Origin of the sequence: Streptomyces sp. NPDC057271 (assembly GCF_042668715.1) — a bacterium.
GTDB lineage: Bacteria > Actinomycetota > Actinomycetes > Streptomycetales > Streptomycetaceae > Streptomyces.
This window is the reverse complement of record NZ_JBHUYJ010000002.1, coordinates 138999-158427: the sequence shown is the minus strand read 5'-3', so window position 1 is coordinate 158427 and position 19429 is coordinate 138999. Positions and strand designations below refer to the sequence as shown.

Genomic DNA, 19429 nt, shown 5'->3' with positions numbered 1-19429 from the left:
GACGTCGCTCGGCGAGGGCTTCGACCTGGTGGTGGAGGGCCGGGCCGACGGTGACCGACGAGGCGCGGCTGCGGGCGCCGGCCGACGCGTACGTCGAGAAGTACGGCCCCGATTGGCGGTTCGAGGTGCGCGACGGGGCGTTCGTGAGCGACGGTGGGACGGCCCTGGTCTTCGCCGTGGCGCCGCGCACGGTGTCCGGCTTCGCCAAGGGCGATCCGTTCGGCCAGACCCGCTGGCGTTTCTGAGGAGTCTCGATGAACTGGACGCTCGAAGTCGTCCTCGTCCCCGTGACCGACCTGGACCGGGCGAAGGAGTTCTACGGCGACAGGTGCGGCTTCACGATCGACCTGGACACCGAGGTCGCGCCGGGGATCCGCATGATCCAGGCGACGCCGCCCGGTTCGCGCTGCTCGATCATGATGGAGAGCGCCGGCATGCCGCAGCTGCCCGGCACGAAGCCGATGACGCCAGGCAGCCTGCAAGGTCTCCAGCTCTGCGTCACGGACATCGAGGCGGCACGCAAGGAGCTGGTCGGCCGGGGCGTGGACGTCACCCCGGTCCGCCACGTGAGCGGGACGGGCTGGGAGGACGGAAAGGGCGAGACCTGGAACTCCTTCGTGGCCTTCACGGATCCGGACGGCAACGGCTGGGTGGTCCAGGAGGCCCCATCGGAACTCTCGGAACGCTGAGCGCGGGGACGCGCGCCGGCACCCGGGGGTGCCGGCAGCCTGGTCCGTCGCTCAGAGAACCGGACCGTGGATCGATGATCCGCATCTACCGTCAGGGGCCAGTGGGCCGGCGTCGGCGCGAGCGCAGTACCGAGCGCACAAGCAGATACAGCACGGCGACGACCAGAAGCAGCACCCCGATGGAGAGCAGGTACAGCATTCCGTCCACGACAGCGCCGATGATGATCAGCGCAATGGCGCTGATGAGCAGAATCAGGAAGAGGGCCATCGTGCTACGCCTCCCCGTGTGATGGCGGCGATAGGGACTGGACCGCGCGGCTGCGTCAGCACGCGAGCCGATCCGTCTACCAATAGTGACGGCGTCCGCCGACCGCGTGACCGACCGCCCCGAGGATCCACAGGATGACTCCGATGACGGCCAGGATGATCCCGATGGTCCACAAGATGGCAATGCCGGCCACGAACCCGATGACGAGCAGGATGACCCCGAGAATGATCATGATGACCTCCGGTCTCGCCGGTACCTCAATCTCAGAATAGGCGCGACGCCCCGGTGGTGGCCTGCCAGGCAGTGTCCCGACGGTGGTCTCTTCCTTGCTGGTAGCGCCGGCTACGCGCCGCGAGCCTGACCACCCCTGGTGCCTTCACACTCAGGAGTCTTCTTCCTTTCCGAGGACGGACCGTAGCTTCTGGTGTGCTTCTCTGGTGTCGCCCCCCTCCTGCCCTTCCAGCAGGACGGCGGCGATGGCGTCCAGCTTGCGCGCGACGGCGCGTTCGGCCCGCAGCTCGGAGTTCTTCAGCAGCGCCACCAGGAGCAGGGTCACCGCCGACATCGCCTCGCCCACGAACAGAAGCCACGTGATCGGCAGGCCTATCACGTGCAACGCGACAGCCGCGGCGACCAGGATCAGGCATATCCCGAAGAACGATGCTGAGCTGGTGAACCGTGATGCGTTCTCGGCCAGTCTCTCGAACGGCTTGCTCCGCGAACCTCCGCGGTCGGACGGATGCTTGAGAATCATGCCCATCCTCCACGGTGGACGGTGGCACCCCCGCCCGGATGTCGGCCTTCCTCCAAGCGGGCTCGGCGGGATTCGGCCTGGCTGCGGCGAAGGGGTCCCTAGTCGACACGACGGGTCCTGTGACGAACTTCCCGGAGGCTGACCTGCGAGGGAAGGCCGTCCAGGCCTACCGAGTCCCGGGCGCGGGCGAGCGTTTCCCGGCTGAGTCGCCCCAGAGTCCGCTCCGGGTCCGCGTGAGGCTCCAGCCACAGCCGCACTCGTGCGACCGGAGCGGTACGCCGGCCCGTCAGCCGGACGTGAGCCCGCGAGACTTCGTCCAGGGCCTGCGCTTCCTCCCCGATCACTTCCTCAAGCGCACGGCCGCTGAGTCGGGCAGTCGCGCCGTCTTCGCTGTCGATGAGGACCCGGTCCAGCCGGCCTTTGCGTAGTAGCGCGACAAGCCACCACAGCAGCAACACCAACAACACGGCGAGCACTGCGATGACGGCAGGCCACCACCAGCCCTCTTCCCGCCACCGGGTGCGTCCCTCGATGCCCAGCACCACATCGGCCGGACCGCGAAAGGGCCACCAGCCCGGCACGTCGAAATCCCAGTGGCGCTGAAGATCCAGACCGCCCAGCAGAACTCCGCCGCCCAGGGCGAACAGTCCAAGGCCGAGCAGCCCCAGCATCAGCCGGTTCACCGTCTTGAGCATCGGGATCGACCTCAGCCCTTCCTCGGGCGCCGGACACGCACGGACAGCGTGGGTGGCCGGGCGAGACCCAAGGTCTTCACGGCTTCGCCCAGCGCGGCATCGAGGTCCGCTCGGACCTCGTCGAGCTCACGGAAATGTACCTGCGCCTGGGCTTTGACCTTCCGGCGCCCGACATCGACCCGAGCCGACTGGACACCGGACACCCGCATGGCCCGGTCACGCAGGATCAGGGCGGCTGCGCGACGATCGAGCCCCGCGCGGACCTCCCCCGTTCCCCGGGTACCGGTGGGCTGCCGCATGGGCAGAAGCTTGCGCAGCCCCGGCGTCACCGCCAGCAGGAAGAGCCACAGCCCGAGGGCCATAGCCACCGCGGCTCCGACGATCATCCAGGTGTCGTCCAAGGGGCGGGTGGCCAACTCGTCGGCGAGCCGCCGCCGCCAGCTCATCCCGGGTTGGCCGGCCCGCACCGAGACCACGTCGTACAGGAGCAGTCCCGTGGCTCCGACGAGCAGCAGGGCCACAACGATCGCGGGGATCCGCCGCGCGGACCAGAACCGGCTCGGCGACTTGCCCGGTTCCCGGACTGCCGCAGGCGCGCCGGGGTCCTCGGGGTCCCCCGGGGAGGAAGCCGCCTCCGCAGGATCGGGAGGAAGGTCGCTGTCGCCGGTCGGCTGCCGCCACGTGTTCGCGCTCATGTCACCCTCTCCTGGTCAGGACGCCGTGAATGAACCGAGTACAGCCTCTCGACCGACACCACGAGGTCAGAGACGTCCAGGCCGGCCCATGTCCTCAGCCGTTCGGTGACCTGTCTGCGCACCGCCGCGCACTGAGCCCCGATGTCCGAGGGATAGCCCAGCTCCACAGCGATACGCGCCCGGACCTCGCCAAGCATCGGCCGACTCCAGGCAGGACCGTCCTCCCGCCCTGCCCCGTTCCGCTCCGACGCCCGCCGCACGGACGCCGTGACACGCGGCTTCCGGCGGCCGGGAGGTACGTGACCGGCCGACTCGGTGAACCGCCTCAGCGCCTCACGCGCCACCTGGGCGGCGATCTTCGCCGCAACCCGGTCGTCGACCGTGGTCGCGCCCCGCTCCCCGCGGGGGACGGCCGGGCGCCGGTCGGCTTCCCTGGTCACTGCCGCCAGTCTCTCCCGGCCCGCCGCTGGTCATCGCGGATCCGCTGCTGGTCGTCACGGCGGCGGACGAAGTAGCCCGGTTCGAGATCACCTTCCGACAACCGCCCGATCACGAGTCCGGCGGCACCCAGCGCCAGCACCAGCAGGAAAGCCCAGAAGCCACCGAAGTACGCGGCGAAACCCAGCGCCATTCCGGCGATCAAACCCACCACGGCTCTGCTCATCACGCGCTCCTTCGCTCCGTAGCCGAACCGGTCCGGCTACTGGATCCGCTGCCGCTCCTCCCCTTCGTCCTCCTCGTCGGGCAGCTTCACATCACTGACCATGATGTTGACTTCCACGACTTCCCGCCCTGCCAGCCGCTCCACCGCGGAGATCACGTTCTCCCGTACCTCACCGGCCACGTCCGTGATCGAGACGCCGTAGTCGACAACGATCTCCAGATCGATCGCCGCCTGCACCTCTCCCACCTCGACACCGACCCCGCGCGTGACGGACTTGCCACTGCCGGCGCCGGGCATCCGCTCCCGCATCGAGCCCATCGAGCGCGAGAATCCACTGCCAAGAGCATGAACGCCGCGCACGTCCCGTGCCGCTATGCCGGCGATCTTCTCGACCACCACATCGGCGATGGTCGTCCGGCCACGAGAGCCGGGCGGACCACCGTGCCTCACGTCGGACTTCTCACTCATCAGGTCATTCCTCCCTGGACGGGCATACCTGACAAACTTGGCTTTATCCTCATTTTATAGTGCCTTCACGCGGGAGGACGCCCGCGAGCCGGGGCGGTCGGACGGGCCCCATGAGCGTCCCGGCTCAACCGCAGGAACAACCCCGGGAGAGGGTGGACCAGTGGAAACCGAGGCGTGGACGCAGGCTGTACGCGACCAGCTCCGCCTGGGTCGCCTGCTCCCGCTCGGAGGGCCCGAGGACGGGACGTGGATCACCGAGCAAGCGGCCGTCCTTGCCCTCTGGCCCACGGCCGCCGAGACTCCTGGCGTCACGCTGAGGAGCATGCGCATCGGACCGGCACCGCACGAACCCGTATCCGAACCGGCAGTCCGCCCGCCCGCCAGCGCTCTACCGCCTGGACCGCTCAGGATCGAGGCCTCCTTCACCGCATCCGTGACGCAGCCGGTGCACCAAGCCGCCGCACAGCTGAGGACCACGCTGCTCAAGGAGGCCACTGAACGGCTCGGTCTGACCATCGTGGCAGTTGATCTGCGCGTCACGGGTCTCCACGAAGGCCCGGAGACACCCCCGTCGAAAGCTCCACCCAGGCGAAGCTCCGCCCCCTCGACCGAGGCAAAGCCCTTGCGGGGGCCCATCGGGGAGCTGGCCGGCGTCGCGTCGGCCGTGCCTGGCGTCGCTCGCCTCACCGCCCCGCTGGGAGGCCGCCCGGTCAAGGTGGAGCGACAGGACGATCCACCCGGTCGACATATCCGGGTCCAGCTCGCGGTCGCGCCCGGCCACCATCCACTGGAAGTCGCCCGCGCCGTCCGGGCAGCTGTGACCGCCGCGCCCACCAGTGACACCCCGGGCCCGGTAACCGCTGCCGTCCTCGTCACAGAAGCCGCCGCCTAGCGGCCCGCGCCGACGGTCGCTCTGCGCCACTTCACGTACCTGCCTGGTCAACGGCTCCGGCCCGTGGCCCCGGTTCGACGTCGGACGGCCCAAGAGACGGCCCAGGGCGAGCGAGACGGCTCAGGGCCTTCGGCTGAATGCCGCCGGCCCTGATCGCCGTTTCAGGGTGACGCCCCCTCCGACCTGCGCCTACAGCACCGGCAGGTTCTTCCGCAGCTCGAAGGCCGTGACCTCGCTGCGGTACTCCTCCCACTCCTGCTTCTTGTTGCGCAGGAAGAAGTCGAAGACGTGCTCGCCCAGCGTCTCCGCCACCAGCTCGCTCTTCTCCATCAGGGCGATCGCCTCGCCCAGGTTCTGCGGGAGCGGCTCGATGCCCATCGCGCGGCGTTCCGCGTCCGAGAGGGCCCAGACGTCGTCGTCCGCGCCCGCCGGGAGTTCGTAGCCCTCCTCGATGCCCTTCAGGCCCGCCGCCAGCAGGACCGCGTAGGTCAGGTAGGGGTTGGCGCCCGAGTCGATCGAGCGGACTTCGACGCGGGACGAGCCCGTCTTGCCCGGCTTGTACATCGGGACGCGGATCAGGGCCGAGCGGTTGTTGTGGCCCCAGCAGATGTACGACGGGGCCTCGCCGCCCGCGCCCGCGCTGCGGGCCGAGCCGCCCCAGATGCGCTTGTAGGAGTTGACCCACTGGTTGGTGACGGCAGAGATCTCGGCCGCGTGCTTCAGCAGGCCGGCGATGAAGGAGCGGCCCACCTTGGAGAGCTGGTACTCCGCACCCGACTCGTAGAACGCGTTGCGGTCGCCCTCGAAGAGGGAGAGGTGGGTGTGCATGCCCGAGCCCGGGTACTCCGAGAAGGGCTTCGGCATGAACGTGGCCTGCACGCCCTGCTCCAGCGCGACCTGCTTCATGACCAGGCGGAAGGTCATGATGTTGTCGGCTGTGGAGAGCGCGTCGGCGTAACGGAGGTCGATCTCCTGCTGGCCGGGGGCGCCCTCGTGGTGGGAGAACTCCACCGAGATGCCCATCGACTCCAGCATCGTGATGGCCTGGCGGCGGAAGTCCATGCCCACGTTCTGCGGGGTGTGGTCGAAGTAGCCCGAGTTGTCGGCCGGGGTCGGCTTCGTGCCGTCCAGCGGCTTGTCCTTCAGCAGGAAGAACTCGATCTCGGGGTGGGTGTAGAACGTGAAGCCCAGGTCCGAGGTCTTGGCCAGGATGCGCTTGAGGACGAAGCGCGGGTCCGCGAAGGACGGCGAGCCGTCGGGCATGAGGATGTCGCAGAACATCCGGGCCGTGCCCGGGGCCTCCGCGCGCCACGGCAGGATCTGGAACGTGCCCGGATCCGGCTTGGCGATCATGTCCGACTCGTAGACCCGGGCGAAGCCCTCGATGGCGGAACCGTCGAAGCCGATGCCCTCGTCGAACGCCTGCTCAAGCTCGGCGGGCGCCACGGCCACCGACTTCAGGAAGCCGAGCACGTCGGTGAACCACAGCCGCACGAACCGGATGTCACGCTCTTCGAGCGTCCGGAGCACGAATTCCTGCTGCTTGTCCATTTCCACACCCATCTTTGCTGGTCAGGCCGCCTGTTCCCACCGCCTCGGGCACATCGGGGGGCACCTGAGCATCCCACCACATGGTTTCGCGCACGTTGCACACCCATAGTGCCTGCTCGGGTGTGACTCAGGTAACGCCGACCAGGCCGATCCCGTGCGTCCGTCCCCCGCGCAGGTCCCCCGTACCTGCCCCCGGATCCCCACTTCCGGCCCATGGGCCACTACGATCTCCGCACATGGGGGGCCCTCCACTCGTACGCCTGTCCCGGCGCGCGCGTCCCATGGCACTGGCGAGTGCCGTGGCGACGCTCCTCGCCGCGCTCTTCGTCTGTCTGGGTGCCGGCGACACGGGCCCGGCCCACGACGAGACCACACGGGCGCACCACCGGGTCACGGCCGCCGAGAACGAGTACGTCTGCCCGTACGACCGCGACGACTGCTCCCTGTTCCCCTCGCTCAGCCCGGCGGTGCTCACCGCGCCGCCGCTCGACCCCCCGCAGCACGCGGAGGGCCGACTCCCGGGCCCCGTACCGGCGTACCCCTCCGGCCGGGCGCTCCACCCCGACGCGCAGCCCCGCGCACCGGACCTGCACGTCCTTCAAGTACTGCGGACGTAGCCGGCGGGCCGCATCCATCCCCGCCCCCGGCTCACGCCCGACGCCTGACGCCACCCCACATCCGAGAAGGACGACATTCACATGGCCGCCAACCGCTCCTCCAACGCCGACCGCCGCGCCCGAATAGAGGAGATGCGCCGCGCCGAGCAGGCCCGCGAGCGCCGCAACCGCTTCATCACCATCGGCGTCTCCGCCGTCGTCGTCCTGAGCCTGGTCGGCTTCGGCGGCTACGTGCTCAACAAGCAGTCCGAGAGGAAGGAGGAGCAGGAGGCCGCGGCCAAGGCCCCCATCCAGGACGAGAAGTCCTGGGACGCCAAGAAGCTCGGCCGCAACCACGTGAAGACCCCGGTCACCTACGAGATGAAGCCCCCGGTCGGCGGTGACCACGACCAGGTCTGGCAGAACTGCGACGGCGACGTCTACAAGACGAAGATCGCCGAGGTGAACGCGGTGCACTCGCTGGAGCACGGCGCCGTCTGGGTCACGTACAACAAGAAGGCCGCCGAGGCCGATGTGAAGAAGCTGGCGGAGAAGGTCGGCAAGACCCCGTACTCGCTGATGAGCCCGGTCGACGACCAGTCCGGCGCGATCATGCTGAGCGCCTGGGGCAAGCAGGTGACCGTGGACAGCGCGAGCGACCCGCGGATCGACGCCTTCTTCACCAAGTACGTGCAGGGCCCGCAGACCCCCGAGCCCGGCGCGGCCTGCACCGGCGGTGTCGGGGCGACCCGGTGAAGCTGACCCGTACGCACGGGGCGTCGATCGCCGCCGTCGCCCTCGCGCTGCTCTTCGCCGGGGGCGCCGTCACGGTCGCCTCGGCCGAGCGGGAGGAGGCGCCGGCGTCCCCGGTGTCGGCATCCGCCGACGCGGGCTTCGCCCGTGACATGGCGGTCCACCACCAGCAGGCCGTCGAGATGTCCTTCATCGTCCGGGACCGCACCGAGGACGAGGAGGTGCGCCGGCTGGCGTACGACATCGCCAACACGCAGGCCAACCAGCGCGGCATGATGCTGGGCTGGCTGGACATGTGGGGCCTGCCGAAGGTCGAGTCCGGCACCGAGCCGATGACCTGGATGGGCATGGACGGGCACGGCGGCAGCGGTCCGCTCGACGGGGCGCTGATGCCGGGCATGGCGACCAGGACCGAGATGGAGCGGCTGCGCAAGGCCAGTGGCAGGGAGGCGGAGATCCTCTACCTCCAGCTGATGACCGACCACCACAAGGGCGGTGTGCACATGGCCCAGGGCTGTGTGGACAAGTGCTCCGTGGAGATCGAGAAGAACCTCGCGCAGGGCATGGTCGACGCCCAGGAGTCGGAGATCGCGCTCATGGCGGACCTGCTGAAGGCGAGGGGCGCGAAGCCGCGCGCCTGAGGGCCGCAGATCGGCGTACGCGAAGGCCCCCGTGACCCCAGCGGTCGCGGGGGCCGTCGTGTACGCGGACAATGGTGGGGGCTCGGGGACGTTCGTACGACGACGTTTCTACGGAGGTACGCACCCCATGACCACGGCGAAGGACATCATGCATCCCGGGGCCCAGTGGATCCCGCGGCACGAAACGCTCGACCGCGCGGCGCAGCTGATGCGCGACCTGAACGTGGGCGCGCTGCCCATAGCCGACGAGAACGAGCGGCTGTGCGGCATCGTCACGGACCGCGACATCGTGGTCGGCTGTGTCGCCATGGGCCATGACCCGGCGAAGGTGACCTGCGGAGAGATGGCGCAGGGCACCCCGCGCTGGATCGAGGCGGGTTCGGATGTGAGCCAGGTTCTCGACGAGATGACGGGGCATCAGATCAAGCGGCTGCCGGTCATCGAGAACAAGCGTCTCGTGGGGATGATCAGCGAGGCCGATCTGGCGCAGCATCTGAACGACGAGCAGATCAAGGAGTTCTGCGCGACCGTCTACGCCTCCTCCTGATCCCGTACCGCGCGCGCCACGGCGTCCGGGCGGTCCCACATCACCAGATGGCCCGATGGTTCGACCGCCTCGTAGCGGGCGCCGAGCCGTCGGGCCAGTGCGCGCTGGCGGCCCGCCCAGCGGGCGGAGCCGTCGGGGGCGGCGAGGACGGTGACGGGACGGCCCGGCGGCAGCGGGAACCGCTCGCGCAGGGCCAGGACCTCGGCGGCGACCGCGCGGTAGTGGGTGTTCTCCAGGAGCGCGCCGTGGAGTACGCGTGAGGTGCGGTACACGCGGCGGACGAGGCCGGCGGGTGCCGGATCGCCGCCCTCGGCGCGGGAGAGCCGTACGGTGACGTGGCGGGCGGCGGGGCCGAGGGCGGCGGGGACGCCGGCGGCCGAGAGCAGGGTCCCGAGACCGCGGGCGGCGGCGGTGCGCAGGGCGGGGGCGGCGGGGGTACGGGCGTGTTCCTCGACGGACGCGTCGACGAGGACGATCCCGGCGGTACGGCCCGGGTGGAGGCGCGCGAAGGCCTCGGCGTGGAACCCGGCGATGGAGTGCCCGACGACGGTGGCGGGGCCGGGCAGGGACAGTGCGTCGAGGAGGGCCGCGACGCGGTGGGCCTCGCCCGTGGCGCTCGGCGGGACGGTGGCGGGGGCGGAGAGTCCGTGGCCGGGCCGGTCGAAGCGGACGACCGTCCGGGTGGGGGTGAGGAGCGGAACGACCGCGTCCCAGTCGAACCAGCTCATCCCGAGACCGGCGCTGAGGACGCAGACGGGTCCGGTGCCCTCGACCACGACGTGGTGGGCCACGCCTCCGACCCGTACGAACACGCTCAAGGTCTCTCCCTGGCCACGGAGACGGCGAGTACTGCGAGCCAGAGTGCCACGAGGAGGAGCTGGAGCCGCTGGCCGGCCCCCAGCCACCAGAGACCCGCACCCGCCTCGAAGGCGGCGACGGCGGCCAGGGTCCAGGCGGTGGCGGCGAGTTGGAGGACGACGAGGAGGGCGCCGGTTCGGGCGAGGGGCCGCCAGATCCGGTAGCGGCGGGCGGCCAGGGTGAGGCCGGCCATGGCCGCCAGGGCGCCGGCCATGGCGAGGCTGGAGCTGACGGCGTGCGCGGTGTGGGTGGCGGGGACGAGGCCGGCGGCCTCGCGGGTGGCGCAGGCCGGGTCGACGGTGGGCGCGCAGCTGAGCGGCAGCCGGGAGTCGGCGGCGGTCGCGGCGCCGAAGAGCCCGAGGGCGAGCCACCCGAGGAGGACGAGGGGGCGGCGGGTCGTGGTGGGGATGCGCCGGGTCGACCCGAGCGCCGTGGCGGCCGCGGCGAGGAGGAGCAAGCCGGCCGTGAGGTCGGTCGCGCGGAAGAGGCCGCCGAGCGGCTGGTCGGTGGCGGCGAGTTCGGAGACGTACGTACGGACCGGGTCGAGCCCGGTCCGTACGACGACCTCGATGACCCAGGCGGTGTACGCGAGCGCGCCGAGGACGAGGAGGACCGCGGTGACTCGCGCGGCACTGCCGGGACGAGAAGGGGACATAGTGGTACGGATGTTAGGCGGGCGGCCCGGGGCCGCGCCGGTCGGGGTGGCATCGACCGGCCCGCGCCCGGCCGGCGCACGGTTCGCGCGGCGGCGGACGCGGGCGCGCGGCGCCGCACTCGCCCACCGGTTGATCACAAAATCCCTGGCTCCTCCATAATCAGCTGGCTTAACGTCAACACCCTGACCATCTCGGAGGATGCCGCATGACCATGCCCACGAACGCCCCCGGCCAGAACCCCTGGGGGCCGCCGCCGACCGGTATGCCCGGGATGCCGCCGCAGCCGCCGTTCCAGCAGCCGCGCAACGGGCTCGGGGTGACCGCTCTGGTCCTCGGCATCGTGGGTCTGCTCTTCGCGATCCTCCCGATCCTGTTCTGGCTCGGCGGGATCCTGGGCGTGCTGGCCCTGATATTCGGGATCATCGGCCACTCCCGCGGCCGCAAGGGCGAGGCGACGAACAAGGGGATGGCCCTGACGGGTGTCATCCTCGGCGGGCTCTCCATCGTCGTCTCGATCGTCTGGCTGATCGTCGTCGTCACCGCGGTGAAGAACGTCGCGGACGACATCGAGAAGGAGATCCAGAAGCAGGAGAAGGCCACCTCCGCGCCCGCCGAGCCCGGTGCGGAGCCCACGGACGCCGAGCCGACCGAGGCCGCCCCGGCGGCGCTGAAGTTCGGTCAGACCTTCGCGTACGAGGACGGGATCAAGGTGACCGTCTCCAAGCCGCGCACCTACAAGCCCGACCAGTTCGCCGCCGGGCACACCAAGGGCAACAGCGCGTTCCAGGTGACGGTCACGATCGTCAACGGCAGCAAGGAGACCCTCGACGTCTCCGGCGCCCTGGTGGACGCCAGCGACGCGGAGGGCTCGCGGGCCGAACCGGTCTTCGACGGCAGCAACGCCACGGAGATGTTCCGGGGCAACGTGCTCCCGGGCAAGCAGGCCAAGGCGGACTTCGCCTTCTCGGTCGCGCCGAACGCGGACGGGGAGCTGCAGGTCCAGCTGAGCCCGACCATCCTGGAGCACGAGGAAGCGATCTGGGTCGGTCCGACGAAGTAGTCGCCCGACGCGGTCGCCCGACGCGGTCGGCCCAGGTGGTGGGGCCGGCCGGTGGTGGGGCCGGCCGGCGGCGGGGCCGGGCCGACGACACTGCCCACGCCCGGCCGACCCGGGCGTTCGCCAGGACATAGCGTCGGTCTGACGATTACACTGGGCGGGTGCCTCAACTACGCCTCGCTCTGAATCAGATCGACTCGACCGTCGGCGATCTCGCCGGTAACGCCGAGGCGGTCGTCCACTGGACCCGGCACTCGGCCGAGCAGGGCGCGCATCTGGTCGCGTTCCCCGAGATGGTGCTGACCGGCTACCCCGTCGAGGACCTCGCGCTGCGCTCCTCCTTCGTCGAGGCCTCCCGGGACGCCCTGCGGGCGCTCGCCCGGCGCCTCGACGCCGAGGGTTTCGGGGAGCTCCCCGTGGTCGTCGGCTATCTCGACCGATCGGACCGCGCCGTGCCCCGTCTCGGCCGGCCCGCCGGCTCCCCCGAGAACGCCGCCGCCGTGCTGCACCGGGGTGAGGTGGTGTTGCGCTTCGCCAAGCACCACCTCCCCAACTACGGCGTCTTCGACGAGTACCGCTACTTCGTCCAGGGCGACACCATGCCCGTCGTCCGCGTCCACGGCGTCGACGTGGCCCTCGCGATCTGCGAGGACCTGTGGCAGGAGGGCGGCCGGGTTCCGGCGGCCCGTAGCGCGGGCGCCGGGCTGCTCCTGTCGATCAACGCTTCGCCGTACGAGCGGGAGAAGGACGACACCCGGCTCGAACTCGTCCGCAAGCGCGCCCAGGAGGCGGGCTGCACCACCGCCTACCTCGCGATGATCGGCGGTCAGGACGAGCTGGTCTTCGACGGCGACTCGATCGTCGTCGACGCGAGCGGCGAAGTCGTCGCGCGCGCCCCGCAGTTCTCCGAGGGCACGGTGATCGTCGACCTCGACCTGCCGGCCGCCTCCCCCGACGCCCCGGAGGGCGTCGTCGACGACGGGCTGCGGATCGACCGGGTGGTCCTCTCTGAGGAGCCGCTGCCCGCGTACGAGCCGGAGCTGACCGGCGGCTACGCGGACCGGCTCGACGACGACGAGGAGGTCTACTCGGCGCTGGTCGTGGGGCTGCGCGCGTACGCGGCGAAGAACGGCTTCCGCTCGGTCCTCATCGGCCTCTCCGGCGGTATCGACTCGGCGCTGGTCGCCGCGATCGCCTGCGACGCGGTGGGCGCGCAGAACGTGTACGGCGTCTCGATGCCGTCGAAGTACTCCTCGGAACACTCACGCGGCGACGCCGCCGACCTGGCCCGCCGTACCGGACTCAACTTCCGTACGGTGTCGATCGAGCCGATGTTCGACGCGTACATGGGCTCACTCGGGCTCACGGGTCTCGCGGAGGAGAACCTGCAGTCCCGGCTGCGCGGCACGATGCTGATGGCGATCTCCAACCAGGAGGGGCACATCGTCCTCGCGCCGGGCAACAAGTCCGAGCTGGCGGTGGGGTATTCGACCCTGTACGGCGACTCGGTCGGCGCGTACGGCCCCATCAAGGACGTCTACAAGTCGACCGTGTTCCGGCTGGCGCGCTGGCGCAACCGGGCGGCCGAGGAGCGCGGCATGACCCCGCCGATCCCGGAGAACTCGATCACCAAGCCGCCGAGTGCCGAGCTGCGGCCCGGGCAGGTCGACACCGACTCCCTGCCGGACTACGACGTGCTGGACCGGATCCTCGCCCTGTACGTCGACCGCGACCAGGGCAAGGACGCCATCGTCGCGGCCGGCTTCGACGAGGAGCTGGTGGCCCGGACGCTGCGGATGGTGGACACGGCCGAGTACAAGCGGCGCCAGTACCCGCCGGGGACCAAGATCTCGGCGAAGGGCTTCGGCAAGGACCGGCGCCTGCCGATCACGAACCGCTGGCGGGAGACGACGAACCGCTGACCGCACGTTCGACGGCCGGGGCGCCTCCCGCGACGACACGGGAGGCGCCCTCGTTCGTCCGCGCTCGGTCCAGCAGGCCCGCCACGGCGGCGATCGCCAGGCCGAGGACGGCGAGGACCGCGCCGACGAGTGTCGGGGAGGTCCAGCCCCAGCCGGCCGCGACGGCCGCGCCGCCCGCCCAGGCGCCGCCCGCGTTGGCCAGGTTGAAGGCGGAGTGGTTGGACGCGGAGGCCAGGGTCGGCGCGTCCTTGGCCTTGTTCATGACCAGCATCTGGAGCGGGGTGGTGGTCATGAAGCCGACGGCGCCGAGGACGACGACGGTCACGAGCGCCAGCCACGGGACGTGGACCGTGAAGCGGAAGGCGACCAGGACGAGCGCGAGCGCGGTGAGGGAGCCGTACAGCGTGGGCCGGAGCGCCCGGTCGGTGAGCGGGCCCGCGGCGAGCGCGCCGGCCGTCATGCCGATGCCGAAGAGGGCGAGGACGAGGGTGACGGAGGACTCGCCGAAACCCATCACCTCGGTGGTCATCGAGGCGAGGTAGGAGTAGACGGCGAAGACACCCGCGAAGCCGAAGACCGCGGTGAGCAGGCCGAGCAGCACCTGCGGCCGCCCGAGGGCGCGTACCTCGCGGCCCAGGCCCTGGCGTTCGTCGACGGGGACGTATGGCACGAGCCGGGCGAGGGCCGCCATGGCCAGCAGGCCGATGACGGTGACGACGAGGAAGGTGGCCCGCCAGCCGAGGTGCTGGCCGAGGAGGGTCGCGGCCGGTACGCCGAGGATGTTGGCGACCGTGAGCCCCAGGAACATCGTGGCGACCGCGCGCGCCTGGCGGCCCTCGGCGACGAGCCGCGCGGCGACGACGGCGCCGACGCCGAAGAACGCGCCGTGCGGGAGCCCGGCCAGGATCCGGCCCGCCACCAGCCAGCCGAAGCCGGGGGCGAGCGCGGACGCCAGGTTGCCGACGACGAACAGCGCCATCAGCAGGAGCAGCATCTTCCTGCGCGGCACGCGCGAGCCCAGGGCGGTGAGCAGCGGCGCGCCGATGACGACGCCGATCGCGTACGCCGAGACCAGGTGGCCGGCGGTGGGGACGGAGGTGCCGAGGTCGTCGGCGACGTTGGGCAGCAGGCCCATCATCACGAACTCGGTGGTGCCGATGCCGAAGGCGGATACGGCGAGCGCGAGCAGCGCCAGGGGCATGGGGGAAGCCTTTCCAGGGAATAGTTCTTCGACTGAACAAATACTCCCGGCCGAGATGTTCCCGGCGGCCTCCCCCAGGTGGCGGGAAGGTTGCGACCCGGCCGCGGATCAGCGCGGTACGAGGATCAGCGCGGTACGAGGATCAGAGCCGTACCAGGATCGGCGCCGTACCAGGATCGGCGCCCTGCCCGGATCAGAGCCTGACGCGCGCCGCGATCGGCAGGTGGTCGCTGTTCGTCTCCGGCAGCGTCCACGAGGACATCGGCTCGACGCCCTTCACCAGGATCTGGTCGATCCGCGCCATCGGGAACGAGGCGGGCCAGCTGAAGCCGAAGCCGTCGCCCGACGCGCCCTGCGTCGAGCGCATCTGCGCGGTGACGGCGTTGAGCGAGCGGTCGTTCATGGTGCCGTTGAGGTCGCCGAGCAGGACGACCCGCTCGTGGGACTCCGCGGCGATGGCCTCGCCCAGCAGGTTCGCGCTGTTGTCACGCTGGTTGGCGGTGAAGCCCGCGTTCATCCTGACCCGTACGGACGGCAGGTGGGCGACGTACACGGCGACCTCGCCGCCGGGCGTGGAGACCGTGGAACGCATCGCCCGGGTCCAGCCCATCCCGATGTCGACGGCGGCGGTGCCGTGCAGCGGGTACCTGCTCCACAGGCCGACCGTGCCCTGCACCGCGTGGTACTTGTACGTACCGGCCAGGCCCTTCTCGTAGACCGGGACCATCTCGCCCTTGAGTTCCTCCAGGGCCACCACGTCCGCGCCGGACTCGGCGATCTGGCGGGCCGTGCCCTCGGGGTCGGGGTTGTCGGCGTTCACGTTGTGGGTGGCGACGGTGAGGTCGCCACCCGCCTCGGACTTGTCGGTGATCAGCCCGCCGAAGAGGTTCGCCCAGACCACGGTCGGCAGGAGCAGGGCGATCAGCGCGGTCGCGGAGCGCCGCAGCAGGGCCAGGACCAGCAGGACCGGCACGAAGACGCCCAGCCACGGCAGGAAGGTCTCGTTGAGGCTGCCCAGATTGCCGATCCGGTTGGGGATCTCGGCGTGGAAGACCATCGCCGACGTCAGCAGCACGGCGCAGACGGCCAGCAGGATGCCGCGGCGCCAGATGCCCCGGTCCCCGCGGAGGCGGTCGAGCGCCGATCGGAACCGGGACCCGGGGCGCTCGTCCCGGCCGCCGCCGTTCTCCGTCTCCGCCATGTCCACCCGCGCCATCACTCAGTCCTCACTGCCTTGCCGTCGTGCTGTCCTGCCCCGCGACCCGACGTCGACACTAGGTGATGCCGGGCCCGCGGTACTGCCACGAGGGACGACAGGGCCGCGCGGCGGGTTCCCGTGCCGGGCGCGGGCGGGGCGGCTGTGACAGAACGAGCACATTCGTACGTACGCGCCGAAATTCCGCCGTTGCGGCGGTGTGAACAGCGCCACTTCACCGCACTTCCCCCCTCGCCGCGGGAAGTGCCACCATGGACGTGGTCCGGGGACGCCGTCAGGGCGCCTCGAGATGACGAAGGAGCCGTTCACCATGACGCTTCAGCCTGCCCCGAAGCAGTCCCCCGACAGCAGCAAGGCACTGTACGGAGGCAAGGGCACGCGCCGTATCACGGTCCACGACATCAGCGCGGCCAAGTCCCGCGGCGAGAAGTGGCCCATGCTCACCGCCTACGACGCCATGACCGCGTCCGTCTTCGACGAGGCCGGTATCCCGGTCGTCCTCGTCGGCGACTCCATGGGCAACTGCCATCTCGGCTACGACACCACCGTGCCCGTCACGATGGACGAGATGACCCTCCTGTCCGCCGCCGTCGTGCGGGGCACCAAGCGCGCCCTCGTCGTCGGCGACCTCCCCTTCGGCTCGTACCAGGAAGGGCCCGTCCAGGCCCTGCGCAACGCGACCCGGCTCGTCAAGGGCGCGGGCGTCGGCGCGGTCAAGCTGGAGGGCGGCGAGCGTTCGCTGCCGCAGACCGAACTGCTCGTCCAGGCCGGGATCCCGGTCATGTCCCACCTGGGCCTGACCCCGCAGTCCGTCAACACCATGGGCTACCGGGTGCAGGGCCGCAGCGACGAGGCCGCGCACCGGCTGCTCAGCGACGCCAAGGCGGCCCAGGACGCGGGCGCCTTCGCCGTCGTCCTCGAACTCGTACCGGCCGAGCTGGCCGCCGAGGTCACCCGCTCCCTGCACATCCCGACCATCGGCATCGGCGCCGGCCCGCACACCGACGCCCAGGTCCTCGTCTGGACCGACATGGCCGGTCTGACCGGCGGCAGGGTGCCGCGCTTCACCAAGCAGTACGCGAACCTCCGCGCGACCCTCGGCGACGCCGCCCGGGCCTTCGCGGAGGACGTCGCAGGCGGGGAGTTCCCCGCCGAGGAGCACACCTTCCACTAGGAGGGCCGTTCGATCGGGGCACCCGGCCGCGGGCCGCGCGAGAAGCCTTCGCGCGGCCTGCGGCCGGCCGCTTCACCGGGGCTCGGGCAGGCGGTCCGGCAGCCGGCCGACCGGCTTCCGGACCGCCGTCGGACCGCCGTCGGGCCGCCGTCGGGCCGTCCGACGGACCGCTGCCGAAACGCTGTCGGACCGGCTGCCGAACCGCTGCCGAACCGCTGTCGGGCCGCTGTCGGTCTTCTGTCGGTGCGTTGTCAGTGGCGGCTGCTCTGATGGTGGCCATGACGCGATCCGCACACAACGCCGTCGAGGTACGAGGCCTCGTGAAGCACTACGGCGAGACGAAGGCCCTGGACGGGGTCGACCTGGACGTCCGTGAGGGCACGGTCCTCGGCGTGCTCGGCCCGAACGGGGCCGGCAAGACCACTCTCGTCCGCTGCCTGTCCACGCTCATCGTCCCGGACTCCGGGACCGCCACCGTCGCCGGCTACGACGTGGTGAAGCAGCCCCGCCAGCTCCGCCGGACGATAGGGCTCACCGGCCAGTACGCCTCGGTCGACGAGAAGCTCTCCGGCTGGGAGAACCTCTACATGATCGGGCGGCTGCTCGACCTCTCCCGCCCGGACGCCCGGCGCCGCGCCGACGACCTCCTGGAGCGGTTCTCGCTGACCGAGGCGGCCAAGCGGCCCGCGATGCAGTACTCCGGCGGCATGCGCCGGCGGCTCGACCTCGCCGCCTCGATGATCGGGGAGCCCGCGGTCCTCTATCTGGACGAGCCGACCACCGGCCTCGACCCGCGCACCCGCAACGAGGTCTGGGACGAGGTGAAGAGGATGGTCGCCGAGGGCGTGACCGTGCTGCTCACCACGCAGTACATGGAGGAGGCGGAGCAGCTCGCGAGCGAGCTGACCGTCATCGACCGGGGCAAGGTCATCGCCAACGGCAAGGTCGACGAACTCAAGGCCCGCGTCGGCGGCCGCACGCTCACGATCCGCCCGGTGGACCCGGCCGACCTGCCCGCGATGGCCTCGGCGCTGCGCGAGTCGGGCCTGGACGGCATCGCGGGCTCGACCGTCGTCCCCGACGAGGGCGCGCTGTACGTGCCGATCCTGAGCGACGAGCAGCTGACCGCCGTCGTGGGCCTGCTGGGCACGCGTGGCTTCGGCATCGCGCACATCGGCACGCACCTGCCCAGCCTGGACGAGGTCTTCCTCGCCATCACGGGCGAGAAGGCCACCGTTTCCGACCCGACCCCCGAGGAGGTCGCCGCGTGAGCACCACGACGACCACACAGTTCACCAAGGCTCCCGCCGACGCGCCGGGCCCCGCCCCGCAGCGTCGGGCGCCCGGCGGTGAGGGCCGGATCGGTCTGCGCGCCAACCTCCGCCACATCGGCGCCCTGGTCCGGCGGAACGCGCTGCAGATCAAGCAGGACCCGGAGTCGATGTTCGACGCGGTCCTGATGCCGATCATCTTCATCCTGCTCTTCGTGTACGTCTTCGGCGGCGCGATCTCCGGCAAGGGCAACAACGACGCGTACGTGAACTACGTGACCCCCGGCCTGATGGCCATGATGGGCATGAACATCGCCATGGCCGTCGGAGTGGGCGTCAACGACGACTTCAAGAAGGGAGTGATGGACCGGTTCCGGACGATGCCGATCGCCCGGTCCTCCGTCCTCGTCGCGAAGATCGTCGTCGAGATCGGCCGGATGCTGATCGCCTCCGCGATCCTCCTCGGGATGGGCTTCCTGTTGGGCCTGGAGATCAAGGGCTCGATCCTGGACCTCTTCGGCGCCATCGGCCTGTCCATGGTCTTCGGCGCCTCGCTGATGTGGATCTTCATCCTGCTCGGTCTCACGATGAAGACGGCCCAGGCCGTCCAGGGGATGGCGATGCTCGTACTGATGCCGCTCCAGTTCGGCTCCTCGATCTTCGCCCCGACGTCCTCGATGCCCGGCTGGCTGGAGACCTTCACGGACTACAACCCGCTGTCCAACCTCGCCGACGCCGCCCGCGCCATGATCAACGGCACCCCCGTCGGCGACTCGGTGTGGATGACGCTCGGCTGGACCGTGGCGATCACGGCCGTCACGGCGCCGCTGGCGGTCGCCAAGTTCCGCAAGAAGACCTGAG

The 19429-nt window shown here is 70.7% G+C and carries 24 protein-coding genes; 11 read left to right on the top strand and 13 right to left on the bottom strand.

Translation table 11 applies throughout. The features are described from left to right. Nucleotides 1-50: 50 nt before the first annotated feature. Both ACFUJR_RS01640 and ACFUJR_RS01635 read left to right on the top strand, forming a co-directional pair. Entirely contained in the window at nucleotides 51-245 is a 195-nt protein-coding gene (locus ACFUJR_RS01640; protein ID WP_383171906.1) for a hypothetical protein, read from the top strand. Between the two features lie 9 nt (nucleotides 246-254). Further along, nucleotides 255-689 carry a VOC family protein gene (locus tag ACFUJR_RS01635; protein WP_383171908.1) on the top strand — a complete coding sequence of 145 codons (435 nt, stop codon included), beginning with the start codon at nucleotides 255-257 and terminating at the stop codon, nucleotides 687-689. Nucleotides 690-780: 91 nt separating this feature from the next. Here ACFUJR_RS01635 and ACFUJR_RS01630 read toward each other — a convergent pair whose 3' ends face one another. The 9 genes from ACFUJR_RS01630 to ACFUJR_RS01590 form a co-directional block, all read right to left on the bottom strand. Further along, entirely contained in the window at nucleotides 781-957 is a 177-nt protein-coding gene (locus ACFUJR_RS01630) for a hypothetical protein (RefSeq protein ID WP_383171910.1), read from the bottom strand. 76 nt (nucleotides 958-1033) lie between these two features. Continuing rightward, on the bottom strand, nucleotides 1034-1189 hold the full coding sequence (locus ACFUJR_RS01625) for a DUF6131 family protein (RefSeq protein ID WP_383171912.1): 156 nt from the start codon (nucleotides 1187-1189) through the stop codon (nucleotides 1034-1036). A gap of 150 nt (nucleotides 1190-1339) precedes the next feature. Further along, on the bottom strand, nucleotides 1340-1717 hold the full coding sequence (locus ACFUJR_RS01620) for a low affinity iron permease family protein (protein ID WP_383171914.1): 378 nt from the start codon (nucleotides 1715-1717) through the stop codon (nucleotides 1340-1342). A gap of 92 nt (nucleotides 1718-1809) precedes the next feature. Further along, nucleotides 1810-2406 carry an alkaline shock response membrane anchor protein AmaP gene (amaP, locus tag ACFUJR_RS01615; protein ID WP_383171916.1) on the bottom strand — a complete coding sequence of 199 codons (597 nt, stop codon included), beginning with the start codon at nucleotides 2404-2406 and terminating at the stop codon, nucleotides 1810-1812. 11 nt (nucleotides 2407-2417) lie between these two features. Continuing rightward, on the bottom strand, nucleotides 2418-3101 hold the full coding sequence (locus tag ACFUJR_RS01610; RefSeq protein ID WP_383171918.1) for a DUF6286 domain-containing protein: 684 nt from the start codon (nucleotides 3099-3101) through the stop codon (nucleotides 2418-2420). Beyond that, nucleotides 3098-3541, bottom strand: coding sequence for an Asp23/Gls24 family envelope stress response protein (locus ACFUJR_RS01605; protein WP_383450179.1), 444 nt, complete (start codon nucleotides 3539-3541; stop codon nucleotides 3098-3100). Before ACFUJR_RS01605 ends, ACFUJR_RS01610 begins: the two co-directional genes overlap by 4 nt. Then, nucleotides 3538-3765 carry a hypothetical protein gene (locus tag ACFUJR_RS01600; RefSeq protein WP_383171920.1) on the bottom strand — a complete coding sequence of 76 codons (228 nt, stop codon included), beginning with the start codon at nucleotides 3763-3765 and terminating at the stop codon, nucleotides 3538-3540. The genes ACFUJR_RS01605 and ACFUJR_RS01600 overlap by 4 nt, the downstream gene beginning before the upstream one ends. A 36-nt stretch (nucleotides 3766-3801) precedes the next feature. Then, complete coding sequence (locus tag ACFUJR_RS01595) at nucleotides 3802-4233, bottom strand: Asp23/Gls24 family envelope stress response protein (RefSeq protein WP_383171922.1); 432 nt, start codon at nucleotides 4231-4233, stop codon at nucleotides 3802-3804. Nucleotides 4234-5314: 1081 nt separating this feature from the next. Beyond that, nucleotides 5315-6676: a glutamine synthetase family protein gene (locus ACFUJR_RS01590; protein WP_158986756.1), complete on the bottom strand. Its 1362-nt coding sequence runs from the start codon at nucleotides 6674-6676 to the stop codon at nucleotides 5315-5317. 236 nt (nucleotides 6677-6912) lie between these two features. Between ACFUJR_RS01590 and ACFUJR_RS01585 the strand changes: the two genes are divergently transcribed. The 4 genes from ACFUJR_RS01585 to ACFUJR_RS01570 all read left to right on the top strand — a co-directional run bounded on the left by ACFUJR_RS01585 (nucleotide 6913) and on the right by ACFUJR_RS01570 (nucleotide 9213). After that, on the top strand, nucleotides 6913-7293 hold the full coding sequence (locus ACFUJR_RS01585) for a hypothetical protein (RefSeq protein ID WP_383171924.1): 381 nt from the start codon (nucleotides 6913-6915) through the stop codon (nucleotides 7291-7293). Between the two features lie 81 nt (nucleotides 7294-7374). Then, nucleotides 7375-8028: a DUF3105 domain-containing protein gene (locus ACFUJR_RS01580; protein WP_383171926.1), complete on the top strand. Its 654-nt coding sequence runs from the start codon at nucleotides 7375-7377 to the stop codon at nucleotides 8026-8028. Between the two features lie 2 nt (nucleotides 8029-8030). Continuing rightward, nucleotides 8031-8666 carry a DUF305 domain-containing protein gene (locus ACFUJR_RS01575; protein WP_383171945.1) on the top strand — a complete coding sequence of 212 codons (636 nt, stop codon included), beginning with the start codon at nucleotides 8031-8033 and terminating at the stop codon, nucleotides 8664-8666. A gap of 127 nt (nucleotides 8667-8793) precedes the next feature. Next, nucleotides 8794-9213: a CBS domain-containing protein gene (locus ACFUJR_RS01570; protein ID WP_383171928.1), complete on the top strand. Its 420-nt coding sequence runs from the start codon at nucleotides 8794-8796 to the stop codon at nucleotides 9211-9213. Here the strand turns inward: ACFUJR_RS01570 and ACFUJR_RS01565 are convergent. Together ACFUJR_RS01565 and ACFUJR_RS01560 are read right to left on the bottom strand one after the other, a co-directional pair. Next, nucleotides 9198-10031, bottom strand: coding sequence for an alpha/beta fold hydrolase (locus ACFUJR_RS01565; protein ID WP_383171930.1), 834 nt, complete (start codon nucleotides 10029-10031; stop codon nucleotides 9198-9200). The two genes, ACFUJR_RS01570 and ACFUJR_RS01565, sit on opposite strands and share 16 nt — an antisense overlap. Then, entirely contained in the window at nucleotides 10028-10726 is a 699-nt protein-coding gene (locus ACFUJR_RS01560) for a DUF998 domain-containing protein (RefSeq protein ID WP_383171932.1), read from the bottom strand. Before ACFUJR_RS01560 ends, ACFUJR_RS01565 begins: the two co-directional genes overlap by 4 nt. A gap of 206 nt (nucleotides 10727-10932) precedes the next feature. Between ACFUJR_RS01560 and ACFUJR_RS01555 the strand changes: the two genes are divergently transcribed. Both ACFUJR_RS01555 and ACFUJR_RS01550 read left to right on the top strand, forming a co-directional pair. Further along, nucleotides 10933-11787, top strand: a complete 855-nt coding sequence (locus ACFUJR_RS01555) for a DUF4190 domain-containing protein (protein WP_383171934.1) — start codon at nucleotides 10933-10935, stop codon at nucleotides 11785-11787. Between the two features lie 158 nt (nucleotides 11788-11945). Next, nucleotides 11946-13706 carry an NAD+ synthase gene (locus tag ACFUJR_RS01550; protein ID WP_383171936.1) on the top strand — a complete coding sequence of 587 codons (1761 nt, stop codon included), beginning with the start codon at nucleotides 11946-11948 and terminating at the stop codon, nucleotides 13704-13706. Here ACFUJR_RS01550 and ACFUJR_RS01545 read toward each other — a convergent pair. Together ACFUJR_RS01545 and ACFUJR_RS01540 are read right to left on the bottom strand one after the other, a co-directional pair. After that, nucleotides 13672-14907, bottom strand: coding sequence for an MFS transporter (locus ACFUJR_RS01545; RefSeq protein WP_383171938.1), 1236 nt, complete (start codon nucleotides 14905-14907; stop codon nucleotides 13672-13674). The genes ACFUJR_RS01550 and ACFUJR_RS01545 overlap by 35 nt on opposite strands. Before the next feature lie 193 nt (nucleotides 14908-15100). Continuing rightward, nucleotides 15101-16123, bottom strand: a complete 1023-nt coding sequence (locus ACFUJR_RS01540) for an endonuclease/exonuclease/phosphatase family protein (RefSeq protein WP_383171940.1) — start codon at nucleotides 16121-16123, stop codon at nucleotides 15101-15103. Nucleotides 16124-16433: 310 nt separating this feature from the next. Here ACFUJR_RS01540 and panB point away from each other — a divergent pair, with 310 nt between their 5' ends. The 3 genes from panB to ACFUJR_RS01525 all read left to right on the top strand — a co-directional run bounded on the left by panB (nucleotide 16434) and on the right by ACFUJR_RS01525 (nucleotide 19428). Continuing rightward, entirely contained in the window at nucleotides 16434-17297 is an 864-nt protein-coding gene (gene panB, locus ACFUJR_RS01535; RefSeq protein WP_383171942.1) for a 3-methyl-2-oxobutanoate hydroxymethyltransferase, read from the top strand. Nucleotides 17298-17575: 278 nt separating this feature from the next. Next, entirely contained in the window at nucleotides 17576-18568 is a 993-nt protein-coding gene (locus ACFUJR_RS01530; RefSeq protein WP_383170008.1) for an ATP-binding cassette domain-containing protein, read from the top strand. Next, nucleotides 18565-19428, top strand: a complete 864-nt coding sequence (locus ACFUJR_RS01525) for an ABC transporter permease (RefSeq protein WP_383170010.1) — start codon at nucleotides 18565-18567, stop codon at nucleotides 19426-19428. Before ACFUJR_RS01530 ends, ACFUJR_RS01525 begins: the two co-directional genes overlap by 4 nt. The last annotated feature ends 1 nt before the right edge of the window (nucleotide 19429 follow it).

What these genes read in the sequence shown, in the direction of transcription:
- ACFUJR_RS01635 (WP_383171908.1), top strand. Translation starts at nt 255, where the DNA reads ATGAACTGGACGCTCGAAGTCGTCCTCGTCCCCGTGACCGACCTGGAC.
- ACFUJR_RS01630 (WP_383171910.1), bottom strand. Translation starts at nt 957, where the DNA reads ATGGCCCTCTTCCTGATTCTGCTCATCAGCGCCATTGCGCTGATCATC.
- ACFUJR_RS01625 (WP_383171912.1), bottom strand. Translation starts at nt 1,189, where the DNA reads ATGATCATTCTCGGGGTCATCCTGCTCGTCATCGGGTTCGTGGCCGGC.
- ACFUJR_RS01620 (WP_383171914.1), bottom strand. Translation starts at nt 1,717, where the DNA reads ATGGGCATGATTCTCAAGCATCCGTCCGACCGCGGAGGTTCGCGGAGC.
- amaP (WP_383171916.1), bottom strand. Translation starts at nt 2,406, where the DNA reads ATGCTCAAGACGGTGAACCGGCTGATGCTGGGGCTGCTCGGCCTTGGA.
- ACFUJR_RS01610 (WP_383171918.1), bottom strand. Translation starts at nt 3,101, where the DNA reads ATGAGCGCGAACACGTGGCGGCAGCCGACCGGCGACAGCGACCTTCCT.
- ACFUJR_RS01600 (WP_383171920.1), bottom strand. Translation starts at nt 3,765, where the DNA reads ATGAGCAGAGCCGTGGTGGGTTTGATCGCCGGAATGGCGCTGGGTTTC.
- ACFUJR_RS01595 (WP_383171922.1), bottom strand. Translation starts at nt 4,233, where the DNA reads ATGAGTGAGAAGTCCGACGTGAGGCACGGTGGTCCGCCCGGCTCTCGT.
- ACFUJR_RS01590 (WP_158986756.1), bottom strand. Translation starts at nt 6,676, where the DNA reads ATGGACAAGCAGCAGGAATTCGTGCTCCGGACGCTCGAAGAGCGTGAC.
- ACFUJR_RS01585 (WP_383171924.1), top strand. Translation starts at nt 6,913, where the DNA reads ATGGGGGGCCCTCCACTCGTACGCCTGTCCCGGCGCGCGCGTCCCATG.
- ACFUJR_RS01580 (WP_383171926.1), top strand. Translation starts at nt 7,375, where the DNA reads ATGGCCGCCAACCGCTCCTCCAACGCCGACCGCCGCGCCCGAATAGAG.
- ACFUJR_RS01570 (WP_383171928.1), top strand. Translation starts at nt 8,794, where the DNA reads ATGACCACGGCGAAGGACATCATGCATCCCGGGGCCCAGTGGATCCCG.
- ACFUJR_RS01560 (WP_383171932.1), bottom strand. Translation starts at nt 10,726, where the DNA reads ATGTCCCCTTCTCGTCCCGGCAGTGCCGCGCGAGTCACCGCGGTCCTC.
- ACFUJR_RS01555 (WP_383171934.1), top strand. Translation starts at nt 10,933, where the DNA reads ATGACCATGCCCACGAACGCCCCCGGCCAGAACCCCTGGGGGCCGCCG.
- ACFUJR_RS01545 (WP_383171938.1), bottom strand. Translation starts at nt 14,907, where the DNA reads ATGCCCCTGGCGCTGCTCGCGCTCGCCGTATCCGCCTTCGGCATCGGC.
- ACFUJR_RS01540 (WP_383171940.1), bottom strand. Translation starts at nt 16,123, where the DNA reads ATGGCGCGGGTGGACATGGCGGAGACGGAGAACGGCGGCGGCCGGGAC.
- panB (WP_383171942.1), top strand. Translation starts at nt 16,434, where the DNA reads ATGACGCTTCAGCCTGCCCCGAAGCAGTCCCCCGACAGCAGCAAGGCA.
- ACFUJR_RS01530 (WP_383170008.1), top strand. Translation starts at nt 17,576, where the DNA reads ATGACGCGATCCGCACACAACGCCGTCGAGGTACGAGGCCTCGTGAAG.